The organism is Shouchella miscanthi, assembly GCF_007725405.1.
Lineage (GTDB): Bacteria > Bacillota > Bacilli > Bacillales > Bacillaceae_D > Shouchella > Shouchella hunanensis.
Genome location: NZ_CP042163.1, coordinates 1,681,582 through 1,694,353 on the forward strand (window position 1 = coordinate 1,681,582; position 12,772 = coordinate 1,694,353).

Below are 12,772 nucleotides of genomic sequence, written 5' to 3' on the forward strand. Positions count from 1 at the left end.
CAACGGGTTTTTGCTTTATTCTTCTTTAGGTTTTTTAATACCCTTCTTTTTCTTCGTTTTTTCTGTTTTTTTCTGTTTTTGTTCTTCTTGCTTATGACGTTTTCTTTCTGCTCGTTCTGTCTTACTCTTAAATTGCCGAAGCTCTGCAATTTCTCGTAGCAAACGACGTTCTTTTACTTCTTTCTTCAACTGTTCATGTCGTAAGGCTTTAAAAAGAGAAATAACCATTAAAAGCATGATAATTGAAAACGGAAATGCAACGACAATCATTGTATTTTGTAATCCTTGTAACCCACCACTATAGAGAAGTACAGCAGCAGTTGCTGACATTAGAACGCCCCATAAGATCTTGATTTTTGTAGGAGGATTTAATGACCCATTCGTTGATTGGCTACCTAACACATGTGTAGCCGAATCTGCAGATGTAATGAAGAAAACGGCGATTAAGAAAATGGTAATATACGATGTAATTGTACTAAATGGCATGGCTCCTAATACCCCAAATAAGGCCTCTTCATCAGCCAAATTGGAAATCGTTGTTAGACCTTGAGATTCAAAAGATATCGCTGTGCCCCCCAAGAAAGAAAACCAAACAAAGCCAAGAAGAGATGGTACAAGCAACACGCCAATAACAAACTCTCTTAGCGTTCTACCTCTTGAAACACGGGCGATGAACGTTCCGACATAAGGAGACCAAGCCATCCACCAAGCCCAGTAGAATAGCGTCCACGCATTAATCCATTCACGATGTTCAGAGCTATTCGGCGCAATGGTAAAGCTTAATTCAGGTAACGACTGAATGTATTGTCCGAGTGTGTTCGTAAAAAGGTTTAAAGAATATAAAGAGGCACCAAAAATCATGAAAAATAATAACATAAGCATAACTAAAATCATATTCATGCGGCTTAAAACACGAATACCTTTGTCAATTCCTGTACTTGCAGAGATTAAAAATAAAATGGTGACAATAACAATAATCACAAGTTGTAGACCGAAGCTATTCGGTATATTCGTTAAAAAAGATATTCCACCATTCATTTGTGCAGCGCCAAAACCGAGTGTAGTCGCTATACCTGATAGTGTCGCAACAATAGCAATAACATCGATTGTTTGACCCCAAAAGCCTCTTGGATTAATAAGTGGGGAAAGGGTGGCACTGATTAAGCCTGGCATATCCTTGCGGAAATTAAAGTAAGCAAGGCAAATAGCGACAATGGCATAAATTGCCCATCCATGAAAACCCCAATGCAAAAAAACGAATTTAAGCGACTCTAGGGCTGCTTGACCAGTCGCTTCATCTGCGGTAGGAGCATCAATGGCATAGTGAGCTATCGGTTCAGCGGCTCCAAAAAACAGTAAGCCAACCCCAAGACCAGCACTAAATAAAAAGGCGAACCACGTTAAGTAGCTGTACTCTGGACGATCTTCTTCTTTTCCGAGGCGTAACCTTCCAAACGGGCTAACAATAAAAAATAGGCAAACCAACAAGAAAATGGTGACGACAATTAAGTAGTACCAGCCAAAGAAATTAGCTATAAATTGGCGTACAGTCGCAGTGATAGCTTCAAGCTGGTTAGGAAAGAGGATGCCAATGGCTACAAAAACAATTAAAATGCCTAGCGTCCAATAAAAAACGTTTGTCAGTGTACCGGCGGTCTTTTTTCTCAATGAAAGTTCTCCTAACGTAATTATGTATTAATGGGCATAAGCAGATTATAAAGATCTATTGCTTCGATGTCTAATTTTAATAAGAGCAGGACAAACGGCCTTTGATTATCTATACTTTATTATTCGTTCGATTCTGGAATCAATTCAACCTAGTAGTAAGCAAGTACGATTTTCTTTTTTTAAAAGTATTAAAACCGAGTTGACGATGATTTTCTAAAGTTGCATAGAAAATAGGTGACACCTATTTTCTAGAACCATGGTTTCTACACAAACACTATGGTTCGCTAAAACATAAAATTATATAGCTGTAATGTAAGCAGCAATAAAAGTAGGAGGAGCTAAAAATGGATTTTTATAATTGTGACAACGTACAACGTTTCTCAAGAACTCTTAGAAACGGTGGGGGCTTCCTAGATGGAATAGCAGGTCCAACAGGCCCAACGGGACCGACAGGCCCTGCAGGTGGTGGAACTGGTATAACAGGCCCGACAGGCCCAACGGGACTAGGGCTAGACAGTATCATTCCATTCAGTGAAGGTATTCGTCCTAGTTTAGTTGCTGGAGATTTTGTCTCTTTTAATGGAAGTCTTTATCGAGTTCTAGTTAATGCACCAGTAGGGGATCCTGGAACCTCACCAGAATACGAACTTGTTATAGGTGATGGTGGGACTGGAACGACAGGAATAACAGGTCCAACAGGGGCAACGGGTCCAACAGGCCCAACCGGATTGGATGGAGCAACAGGAGCAACCGGACTAGATGGGGTAACCGGCCCAACAGGAGCAACCGGACTAGATGGGGTAACAGGAGCAACGGGAGCAACCGGACTAGATGGAGTAACCGGAGCAACGGGCCCAACCGGACTAGATGGAGTAACCGGAGCAACGGGCCCAACCGGACTAGATGGGGTAACCGGCCCAACGGGAGCAACCGGATTGGATGGAGCAACAGGAGCAACCGGACTAGATGGAGTAACAGGAGCAACCGGATTGGATGGAGCAACAGGAGCAACCGGACTAGATGGGGTAACCGGCCCAACGGGAGCAACCGGACTAGATGGGGTAACAGGAGCAACGGGAGCAACCGGATTGGATGGAGCAACAGGAGCAACCGGATTAGATGGAGCAACGGGCCCAACCGGACTAGATGGAGTAACCGGAGCAACGGGCCCAACCGGATTAGCTGGGGTAACCGGCCCAACGGGAGCAACCGGACTAGATGGGGTAACAGGAGCAACGGGAGCAACCGGATTGGATGGAGCAACAGGAGCAACCGGACTAGATGGGGTAACCGGCCCAACGGGAGCAACCGGATTAGCTGGGGTAACAGGAGCAACCGGACTAGATGGAGTAACAGGAGCAACGGGAGCAACGGGAGCAACGGGAGCAACCGGACTAGATGGGGTAACCGGCCCAACGGGAGCAACCGGACTAGATGGAGTAACAGGCCCAACAGGTCCAACAGGTCCAATTGGTCCAACCGGTGTTGGCTTAGATGGCGTAACGGTATTCGATCCTGCTACGGCACCAACGTTAACAGCAGGAGAGTTAGTATCGTTTGACGGTTCAATTTATCAGGTGTTAGTGGATGCACCAACAGGCACACCAGGCACATCAGCAGACTTTGAATTAATTCTTCCAAGTATTGGTGTGACAGGTCCTACTGGGCCAGCTGGTCCAACAGGTGAAGGGCTGACAACAACTTATGCATTTGGTACAAACGGTGGAGCGACCATTGCAGTAGTGTTGGGTGGTACAACAGTTCCAGTGCCAGATAATCAAATTGCATCAGGTATAACTGCAGAGGATGATGGATTTACAATCGTTACTGCAGGAACTTATAGCATTTCGTATAGTGTAAATCTAACTGCCGGTTTACTATTAGGGCTACGTCTTACAGTTAATGGTGTACCTTTAGACTCTTCTGAAGTATCTCCTGGTGTTGCTGTTACGAACATCTCAGGTAATGTGATTACTACTTTAGCGGCTGGTGATGTGGTTCAGATAGAATTGTTTGGTTTATTAGGAGCTGCCGTTCTTGTTTCTGGTCAAGGAGCAGCCCTAAGCATCATTCGCATTTCTTAAGTGAACAGAAGCCTACCAAATAAGGTAGGCTTTACATAGCAATTAATTCTGACTAGAAGAAGCGTGTAAACGATAAGCCCAGTGATTTGTAGGTCCGTAACCATGACCAATATTTAAAGAATGGGCTATGGCTGCAGCTGTAAATTGTTTGGCTTTTTTTACTGCATCAAAAACAGATACTCCTTTTGCCAGTTCAGACGTGATGGCTGCAGAAAACGTACAGCCTGTCCCGTGTGTATGTTTCGTATCGGTTCTTGGTGCATCTAATATATGAAACCCACAACTCTTGCCATAAAAAACATCCGTAGCTTCTCCGTTTAAGCTACCACCTTTAATGACTACGTAATGAGCACCTAATTCATGTATTATACGCTCAGCAGCTTTTTTCATATCTTCAAGTGTATCAATTTTCATTTCTATCAAATCTTCAGCTTCCGCAATGTTGGGTGTGACGATGGTTGCTAAAGGTACTAATGTATCGCGTAAAAAAGAGCGTACATCTTTTTCTAACAGAGCGTCACCATTTTTAGCCATCATAACGGGGTCACAAATGTAAGGAACATCTTTAAGCGAACGGAGTTTCGTTGCTAAGAGCGCCATCATTTCTTTTTGTGCAATCATGCCCGTTTTTATTGCATGCGGATAGATATCTTCTATAACCGATTGTAACTGTAGCTCTATAAAGTCTATTGGAAGGTGGTGTATATCTTTCACACCCATTGTATTCTGCGCAACAATGGATGTGAGGACAGACATCCCATAGACATGCAGTTCCTGAAACGTCTTTAAATCCGCTTGAATACCTGCACCACCAGTAGGATCTGTCCCAGCGATCGTTAAGGCATGACTTATTGGATTCACTTTTAACCTCCTCCTTTCAAATAAGAAAAAACGGCCGCAATGAGGCGGCCGTTTTGAGCAATTGTGCATTGCTTATCCACTTCCCTACGCTAGTGTTAACTAGATCAGGTTGAAGAGTTAAAGGTTTCCCTTTTCTCAGCATTCAAGCACCCCTAGTGGAATTTAGTATTATACAGTTAAACCGTTCTTATGAATTAACTGCGTCTTTAAGTTGTTTACCTGGTTTGAACGCAGGATTTTTAGTTGCTGGAATTTCAATTTCTTCTCCAGTTTGTGGGTTACGTCCTTTTCTTGCAGAACGCTCTCTCACTTCAAAGCTACCAAAGCCAACAAGTTGAACTTTGCCTCCGTTCACTAATGAATCAGTGATGCCTTCAAATACAGCGTCTACTGCTTTTGACGCATCCTTTTTAGAGATTTCTGCTTGTTCGGAAACTGCATTAATCAGATCTGTTTTGTTCATCTGTAAAAACTCCTTTTCTTTACATAGAATAACCTATTATTCTGTTACGCTAGAATAATATGTATGCTTTAAATCCGCTTTATAAGCGGGCAGACGTTACTGCCTGCCCTTAATTTACTCATGAATCCTGCTACTGTCAAGTTAAAAGCAGTAATTTTAAGGTTAGAGAATAGAAAAGTAGACTTATGAATCAATTTCAGTAACATTACACGGAAAATGCGGTTACACTTTCTTTACACGAATGTTGCTGATCATTAATCCAGAAAGACATATCATGAAAATAACGTAAAACGTAGCTGGCAACTGTTCCGTAAACAATGTTGAAAAAGCTACTATACATCCAGCTGCTGTAATTGGTAAACCAATAAACTCATTCGGCGAGTCAGTAATATTAAAGCGAGCTAAGCGCAACGCACCACATAAAATAAATAGAACAACAGCAAGTCCACCAACAAAGCTAAGTGGCATCAAAGTGGCTTGTTGAACGAGAAGAGCAGGTGCGACACCAAATGAGACAAGGTCACTTAAAGAATCTAGTTGCTTTCCTAATTCAGATTCAATCTTCATTTTTCTAGCAACCATGCCATCGAATCGATCAAACAAAGCAGCTAGAGCTATAAATAAGAAGCCATACCAAATACTTCCTTGTAAAATAAACATAATTGCAGTAATCCCGAGTCCTAAATTAATAAGTGTTAACGCGTTAGCGAGCTGCCCTTTTATTTTCTTACGCGTAGAGACGAGTTGATTTAATAAAAACACGTACATTTCACCTCTTTTCGAGTTTATTTACGTGCTATAATACCAAAGTATACCATAAAATGATTAGCAATGAGGAAATAATGTGTTAAAGGTGATGAGATGAAAAGGAAAATCTTTCAGATAAGTGTTGAATTAACCAATCACAAATGGAGCTCTGTACTAATAAAACGGTTTACAATGTCGAGGTTAAGTAAACCTTTCATTCCACTTTTTATTAGGACTTATAAGATTAATGTTGAAGAATCTGCGCGACCATATGCTGAGCACAAAAGTCTCCATTCTTTTTTTACTCGGCAAATAAAAATGGCTAAACGTCCAATTGATCAGTCCGCTGAAAGTGTTGTGTCACCAGTAGATGGCCGTTGTGAAGAAACAGGTATCATCAACGAAGAGACAAGCTTTGTTGTGAAGGGTCAAACTTATAAAATTGAAGAGATGTTGCAATCAAATGAAAGAGCTTCTGACTATAATGGGGGAATGTATGTCATTTTATATTTAAGCCCCCGGGATTATCATCGTATTCATAGCCCTTTCAATTGCGTTTGTACAGAGACCGTAAGCTTAGGAAATCGTTCTTATCCAGTAAATGAAACAGGCTTAAAGTATGGTGTTAAACCTCTATCCCACAATTATCGGACGGTAAATTATTTACAAGCTGAAAGTGTTTCAGCTGCTATGATTGAGGTTGGAGCTATGAATATCAATACAATTGTGCGGACAAAAACAGATCCCCGATGGACAAAGGGGGAGGAAGTTGGTTACTTTTCGTTCGGTTCTACTGTTATTCTTTTGTTTAAAAAGGACACATTTACTTTAGAGTTAAGCAGCAATGAAGTGAAAGTGGGCGAGAAAATCGGTCTATTGCATAAAGAGAGAACCCCCTTGGACATCTGGTAATATTCCAAGGGGGTTGTTCTTATTCGTTTTTTGCTGGTGAAGCCTTCTCATTGTCATAATAAGGCTTCATTTCGTCTCTAACAGATTCCTTGGACATAGGTATACCTATTCGATACGCTGATCTTGAGATCAACAGTGCGGCAACAGGAGTTGTTAGAAAGACAAACAAAATGGTAAGGAGGATTTTCCCGATAAAAAGCTGATGTTCGTAAAGAAAGTAAATAAATGTTGCTGACATGATAAGAATGACGCTTGCTGTTGCGTTTTTTCCAGTTGCATGAAGTCGAGAATATACATCTGGGAAGCGAACTAAGCCGATACCAGCAGCAATACTAAAAAGGGTTCCGACAGCTAAAAAGATAATAATGATCCATTCAATCGCGGTCAAATAAATTCCCCCTCTCTAAATATTTTGCCAGTGCGACAGAACCGATAAATGCTAAAATTGCCACTACGAGAATGACTTCGGTATAAGCCATCGTATCTTGAAGAATCATGAGAATACCGACAAAGCCAATTAACATTAGTCCCAACGTATCAAGTGCAGCAATTCGATCGGAATGGGTTGGTCCAATCAATACACGGATGATGCATAGTAAAGCGCCAACACACTTTATGAGCAAAAGCCAAGTTAGAATTGTGTCGAACATTATCTCCGTGTCACCTCCAAAATGCCTCGTTCAAACGTATTTTGAACTGTATCAATAATCTCATCTCGGTTCCTAGCATCTAATGCGTGTACGAATATCACATTTGAATCTAGCGAGAATTCAATGGATAGTGTTCCAGGTGTCAATGTCATCATAACTGCAAACATTGTTTTTTCTGTTTCAGTTTCGAGTCGAGTAGGGACCGCTACGATTCCCGGTGCTACGTCCATCTTAGGGCTTAATGCGGTCTTTAATACAACCACATTAGCTATAGCCAGCTCTTTCATGAAAACGAGAATGAGCTTTATGAGAGACCACACCCGGGAAAAGTAAAATTCATAGCCTTTAAACCTTATCAGTACTAAGACAACGAAAAATCCAATCGTATAGCCAACCACAAAATCAACAATGGTGAAGCTATTCTGAAACAGCATCCAAACAATGGCAAGAACGACGTTAATTAATAATTGAAAAGCCATAATGTACCTACTCCTTCAGAACAGATTGAATGTAAACAGATGGATTAAGAAGATCTTCCGCAATGACTTCTGTATAAGCGAAAAACGGTTCTGCGAAAAGACCGAGAATAATTGTCAAAATGACTAAAGGTGATGCCGCTAATAACGTTGGTGTAATAGAGAGAGTTGCTTGCTCCTTCGTATGTTGGGGAGCTCCCCAATAGACGTTCATGAAGATTTTAATCATTGAAAATAACGTGAGCATCCCGACAAATAAAGAAAGAAAGACTAAGAAGTAGCTTGATTCTTCTGCTGCAGCAACAATCAATGGGAACTTTCCAAAGAAACCACTCAATGGGGGAATTCCAGCGATAGACAAGCCGAGAATAAGAAAAGACCATGCTAATACTGGATGCGTTTTAAGTAGTCCGCCCATCTTTTTTAAGTCCGTTGTACCAGTAATTTTCTCAGTAGCACCAGACATTAAAATTAAACCGGTCTTTACAATCATGTTATGGGCAAGGAAATAGATAGCTCCAGCTAAGGCTAGTGCAGTATTTAAGCCAATACCCATTATCATATAGCCTATCTGACTGATGATATGAAAGGATAAAATACGTTTATAATCAAATTGTGCAACTGCACCAAGTACACCGAGTAGCATCGTTAAACCACCAAGTACAAGCATAATCGTATGGTGGGTAAAGCTGATGTCAAATGTAAACACGAGGGTATACATACGAATGATGCAATAAACGCCAACTTTGGTTAATAAACCACCGAATAAAGCGGTAACTGCTGTTGGAGGACCTACATAAGAATGTGGAAGCCAAAAATACAGCGGAAACAGAGCACCTTTTGTAGCAAAAACAAGAAAAAGTAATATGGCTACGACTTGTAAGACCCCTGTTTGCTCTACTTCAGCAACTCGCTCTGCCATGTGAGCGAAATTAACCGTACCTAAAATGCCATACACGTACGCAATGGCCACTAGGAATAACATGGAAGAGAATGCGTTAATAACCGCGTATTTAAAAGTTTCTCTAAGCTGGAACTTCGTACTTCCTGTTACCATTAAGGCATATGACGCAAGCAACATCACTTCAAAAAAAACGAAGAGATTAAACAAATCCCCAGTTAAAAATGCACCGTTCACACCAGTCACTAAATAAAAAAACAGTGGATAAAAGTAGTAGCGTTCCCGTCTTTTATCAATGGTTGTAAAAGCGAAAAAAAGACATGTTGCACTAACGATACTCGTTAAGACAACCATAAAGGCGGCGAGATTATCAGCGACAATGGCAATTCCAAAAGGAGCCTCCCATCCACCAAGCCCAATTGAAAGGGGGCCTTCTTCATAAACAAGCCACGCAATGTAAATCGAAACGATGGTTAATCCAACCGCTGTAATGGAGCTAAGGATCCGCTGAGTGAGATGTTTTTTTGCGAATAAAATTAATAACGTCCCCATAAAAAATGGGATGATAATTGGCAGCATAATTATATTATTCATCGTCAGAACCCCTTAACTTATCCAAGTCTTCCGTTTTGTTTACTCGATAGGTTCGATAGGCGAGAACAACAAGAAATGCTGTAATGCCAAAACTAATGACGATCGCTGTTAAGATCATAGCTTGTGGTAAAGGGTCTGTTGCCTCGCTACCTGAAAGATCAACGAGAGGAGGAACCCCTTGTCTTAAGCCTGCCATTGTTAAAAGCAGCATGTGTGCGCCATGAGAGATAAGCAGAATGCCAATAATAACTTTTAATAAACTTCTGCAAAGAATAAAGTAAGTCCCAACTGCAAAAAGAACGCCTATGGCAATAAACATTAAGATTTCCATTTTGATTCATCCTCCGCAATTGTTACTGTAGCCGCCATTGCCATCCCAACAACAACTAGATAAATACCAAAATCAAACGGGACTGCTGTTGTTAACTCAACTTCGCCAAAGAATGGTAAGTCGAAGTAATCGAAATACTGAGTAAACATCTCGTCACCAAAAACCGGACCAATGAGGCCAACGAAAAGAGATACGAACAATCCGGTTGCTAAAATACCCGGAAATGAAAAACGGATAATTCGGTTAGCTACACGTCGATCAAAAATAAGGTAGATTAAAATAAACGCACTTGCTGTCATTAGCCCACCTATAAAGCCTCCACCCGGATTATTGTGACCTGCGAAGAACAGATAAAAGGAAAACGCAACGAGAAAATATATGGTAATTGTAATTAAGACTCGTTGCATGACGTCATGGGATCTTGAATACTTCACACGTCTTCGCCTCCTTTAAATCGAAGTTTGACCATCATCAAGATTGCTAAAGCCACGATCGCAAGGACAAGAACTTCTAAAATCGTATCGAGCCCACGAAAATCAACTAGAATTACATTGACCATGTTCTCTCCACCGGCTAATGAATACGAATTCTCGATAAAGTATTCAGAGATAGGGGTGAAATTTGCATCATTTCGAAGTGCAAATGATGCTGTTCCAATTAAGAAAACTAACAATCCTACACTTGCTGAAAGGGCAATGTGTAAAGATTTTCTTAACCTTGAACCTGTCTCTTGCACCATCTCTGGTAAGTGTCTGAACGCTAAAAGCAATAGTACAACGGTTACGGTTTCTATTAAGAGTTGGGTCATTGCCAAATCTTGTGCACTAAATACAGCGAAAAGTAAGGCCATCAAAAAGCCAACAACGCCGATAGTAATAATGAGTGGAATGCGTTCTTTCATAAATAAAAGAGCTATTGTACTAAGAATTGTCAAGAAAACAATTCCGTACAAAAACAATGGTGCTTCTTCAGTTTGAGTAAATGAGAGGGTAAAGCTATCAGAACGAATGAAACTGTATGTTAACAAACTGACAATAAATAAAAGCATGTAAGTGAAATAGTCTTTTAATCGACCTGTCATTTGTACATTTGTTATCCATTCAGAACTGGTTGATAACCCATCAAGACCTTTATCATAGACTGAATTGAAAGGATCGCGATCCTGTTGCATTATCGCAAGGTTTTTCCATTTTGGATACGTCATATAGAGTGTTGTTCCAAAACCAATGACACCAAGTGACATTAGTAATTCGGTGTTTAAACCGTGCCATAAACTTAAGTTAATGGTTAGTTCTTCAGCAGGCAAATGAGGCAAGATACTTGCGACTGCTGGTTCAATCACTGTTGGAACGAGTAAGTTAGGAAATAATCCTAAAACAATAACAAGCCCACCTAAAATAACAGGACTAATCAGCATGCCGAGTGGAGCTTCATGCACTTCTTTTGAGAAATTCTTTTTTTCGAAAGGGCCAAAAAACGTTTTAAAGAATAAGATGGCACAATATAAAAACGTAAATACGCTTGCAATCCAAGCGACTGCTAGTATCACAACTCCCCATGTTTCGACACCTGAGACATTCATTGACGAAATTTGAAGAAGCTCCGTAAAGAACATTTCTTTACTAATAAAGCCGTTAAAAGGTGGTATTCCAGCCATAGAGGCTAGTCCAACTAAAGATATGGTAAAAGTCACAGGCATAATAGCCATTAACCCACCTAATTTTTGAAGATTTCTTGTTCCGGTTTCGTGGTCAATGATACCAACCGCCATAAATAAACTACCTTTAAACGTGGCATGATTAAATAAGTGAATGACTGCAGTCATAATCGCTGCTGAGTAAACAAGATTTTCATCAATCGTTTCACCTGTAAAGGCTGCTGATCCGAGTCCAAGTAAAACCATAAGTAAACCTAATTGACTAATGGTTGAAAATGCAAGAATCCCTTTTAAATCTTTTTGTCGAACTGCCGAAACGGACCCCCATACAAGCGTAATAAGACCTGTAACGACGATAATCCAAAACCATTCAGAGGCACCAGCAAAGACAGGTGTCATCCTCGCAACTAAGTAAATCCCTGCTTTTACCATTGTGGCTGAATGAAGATAAGCACTAACAGGGGTTGGAGCTTCCATTGCATCTGGTAACCAAAAGTGAAATGGGAATTGAGCTGACTTTGTAAATGCTCCTAATAAGACTAAAATCATTGCTGGAATAAAGTACGGACTAGCCATAATGAGATCACGTTGATCGATTAGTGCTTGAATACTAAATGTTCCGGTTTCCATATAAAGAAGAATAAATCCAGCCATCATCGCAAAACCACCGAATACAGTGACCAGCATGGACTTTCTAGCACCGAAAATGGATCCTTTGTTCGTGAACCAATAGCTGATGAGTAACGCGGAAGACAAACTCGTTATTTCCCAGAAAATATACAGTACGATAAGATTATCTGATAAAACAATACCGAGCATAGCGCCCATAAACATTAAAAGGTACACATAGAAATTTGCCAGTTGTTCTTTTGTTTTATCAAGGTAAAAAATAGAGTAGAGAACAACCAAAGCGCCAATACCTGTAATTAACAAGGCAAACAGCAGGCCTAGCCCATCTAGATATGCATCGAAGTTAATGTCTAAAGATGGAACCCAAGCCATTTCCTCTACTATGTACCCGCCGTTAGCTGTATCTTCTAATCGAAAAACGAAATACATAAATAATGCTGTTGGAATAAGCATAGTGATCCAGCCAGTGTGTAAACGTTTTGTCAGCGGGTAGATGAATGGAATGACAATGGCTGCAATAAAAGGCAGCAAAATCGCAAGATGCAGGCTTGACATGTTTAACCTCCTTTATTTAAATAGCAACATTACATGAATCTCCGCCATTATAGCGTAAAAAAAATAAAGTTGCACATTTTTTTACTTGACTTTTCGTAAACTTGAATTTCGTATTAAATAGGATGAAACACAACAAAAATAATGAAAAAATGTATAAGATGCGATAAAAAACGCCACCTTTATAACAAAGGAGGCGTTTTATTATTCGCACGCGAACTAAAGTCTATGTATCAGCATCTATAT

The 12,772-nt window shown here is 40.4% G+C and carries 13 protein-coding genes and 1 riboswitch; of the genes, 2 read left to right on the forward strand and 11 right to left on the reverse strand.

What is annotated here, in order from left to right; genetic code table 11:
- Window positions 1-15 precede the first annotated feature (15 nt).
- On the reverse strand, window positions 16-1,668 hold the full coding sequence (locus FPV17_RS08445) for a BCCT family transporter (protein WP_144558742.1): 1,653 nt from the start codon (window positions 1,666-1,668) through the stop codon (window positions 16-18).
- Window positions 1,669-2,012: 344 nt separating this feature from the next.
- On the opposite strand from FPV17_RS08445, the gene FPV17_RS22385 reads away from it, so the two are divergent.
- The gene (locus FPV17_RS22385) at window positions 2,013-3,752 is read left to right on the forward strand and encodes a BclA C-terminal domain-containing protein (RefSeq protein ID WP_144558743.1); all 1,740 of its coding nucleotides are present in this window, start codon (window positions 2,013-2,015) and stop codon (window positions 3,750-3,752) included.
- Window positions 3,753-3,794: 42 nt separating this feature from the next.
- On the opposite strand, the gene thiD is transcribed toward FPV17_RS22385, so the two are convergent.
- The 3 genes from thiD to pssA all read right to left on the reverse strand — a co-directional run bounded on the left by thiD (window position 3,795) and on the right by pssA (window position 5,844).
- Window positions 3,795-4,613: a bifunctional hydroxymethylpyrimidine kinase/phosphomethylpyrimidine kinase gene (gene thiD / locus FPV17_RS08455; protein ID WP_035398748.1), complete on the reverse strand. Its 819-nt coding sequence runs from the start codon at window positions 4,611-4,613 to the stop codon at window positions 3,795-3,797.
- Window positions 4,614-4,677: 64 nt separating this feature from the next.
- A riboswitch (TPP riboswitch) is annotated at window positions 4,678-4,777 on the reverse strand.
- 23 nt (window positions 4,778-4,800) lie between these two features.
- Window positions 4,801-5,076 (reverse strand): non-specific DNA-binding protein Hbs, encoded by a 276-nt coding sequence (hbs, locus tag FPV17_RS08460; RefSeq protein WP_035398747.1) that lies wholly within the window; start codon window positions 5,074-5,076, stop codon window positions 4,801-4,803.
- Window positions 5,077-5,298: 222 nt separating this feature from the next.
- Entirely contained in the window at window positions 5,299-5,844 is a 546-nt protein-coding gene (pssA, locus tag FPV17_RS08465; RefSeq protein ID WP_318251812.1) for a CDP-diacylglycerol--serine O-phosphatidyltransferase, read from the reverse strand.
- Window positions 5,845-5,937: 93 nt separating this feature from the next.
- Between pssA and FPV17_RS08470 the strand changes: the two genes are divergently transcribed.
- Window positions 5,938-6,735 carry a phosphatidylserine decarboxylase gene (locus FPV17_RS08470; RefSeq protein WP_035398745.1) on the forward strand — a complete coding sequence of 266 codons (798 nt, stop codon included), beginning with the start codon at window positions 5,938-5,940 and terminating at the stop codon, window positions 6,733-6,735.
- Window positions 6,736-6,754: 19 nt separating this feature from the next.
- Here FPV17_RS08470 and mnhG read toward each other — a convergent pair whose 3' ends face one another.
- Genes mnhG through FPV17_RS08505 form a run of 7 tightly spaced genes read right to left on the reverse strand, consistent with a single transcriptional unit; the run spans window position 6,755 to window position 12,529 of the window.
- Window positions 6,755-7,123, reverse strand: coding sequence for a monovalent cation/H(+) antiporter subunit G (gene mnhG / locus FPV17_RS08475; protein ID WP_035398744.1), 369 nt, complete (start codon window positions 7,121-7,123; stop codon window positions 6,755-6,757).
- The gene (locus FPV17_RS08480) at window positions 7,110-7,385 is read right to left on the reverse strand and encodes a Na(+)/H(+) antiporter subunit F1 (protein WP_035398743.1); all 276 of its coding nucleotides are present in this window, start codon (window positions 7,383-7,385) and stop codon (window positions 7,110-7,112) included. The genes mnhG and FPV17_RS08480 overlap by 14 nt, the downstream gene beginning before the upstream one ends.
- On the reverse strand, window positions 7,385-7,864 hold the full coding sequence (locus tag FPV17_RS08485) for a Na+/H+ antiporter subunit E (RefSeq protein WP_035398742.1): 480 nt from the start codon (window positions 7,862-7,864) through the stop codon (window positions 7,385-7,387). The genes FPV17_RS08480 and FPV17_RS08485 overlap by 1 nt, the downstream gene beginning before the upstream one ends.
- A 7-nt stretch (window positions 7,865-7,871) precedes the next feature.
- Window positions 7,872-9,356, reverse strand: coding sequence for a Na+/H+ antiporter subunit D (locus tag FPV17_RS08490; protein WP_144558744.1), 1,485 nt, complete (start codon window positions 9,354-9,356; stop codon window positions 7,872-7,874).
- Window positions 9,349-9,687, reverse strand: a complete 339-nt coding sequence (locus tag FPV17_RS08495; RefSeq protein WP_055736056.1) for a Na(+)/H(+) antiporter subunit C — start codon at window positions 9,685-9,687, stop codon at window positions 9,349-9,351. Before FPV17_RS08495 ends, FPV17_RS08490 begins: the two co-directional genes overlap by 8 nt.
- Window positions 9,675-10,121 (reverse strand): MnhB domain-containing protein, encoded by a 447-nt coding sequence (locus tag FPV17_RS08500; RefSeq protein WP_035398741.1) that lies wholly within the window; start codon window positions 10,119-10,121, stop codon window positions 9,675-9,677. The genes FPV17_RS08495 and FPV17_RS08500 overlap by 13 nt, the downstream gene beginning before the upstream one ends.
- On the reverse strand, window positions 10,118-12,529 hold the full coding sequence (locus FPV17_RS08505; RefSeq protein WP_144558745.1) for a Na+/H+ antiporter subunit A: 2,412 nt from the start codon (window positions 12,527-12,529) through the stop codon (window positions 10,118-10,120). Before FPV17_RS08505 ends, FPV17_RS08500 begins: the two co-directional genes overlap by 4 nt.
- Window positions 12,530-12,772: the final 243 nt, after the last annotated feature.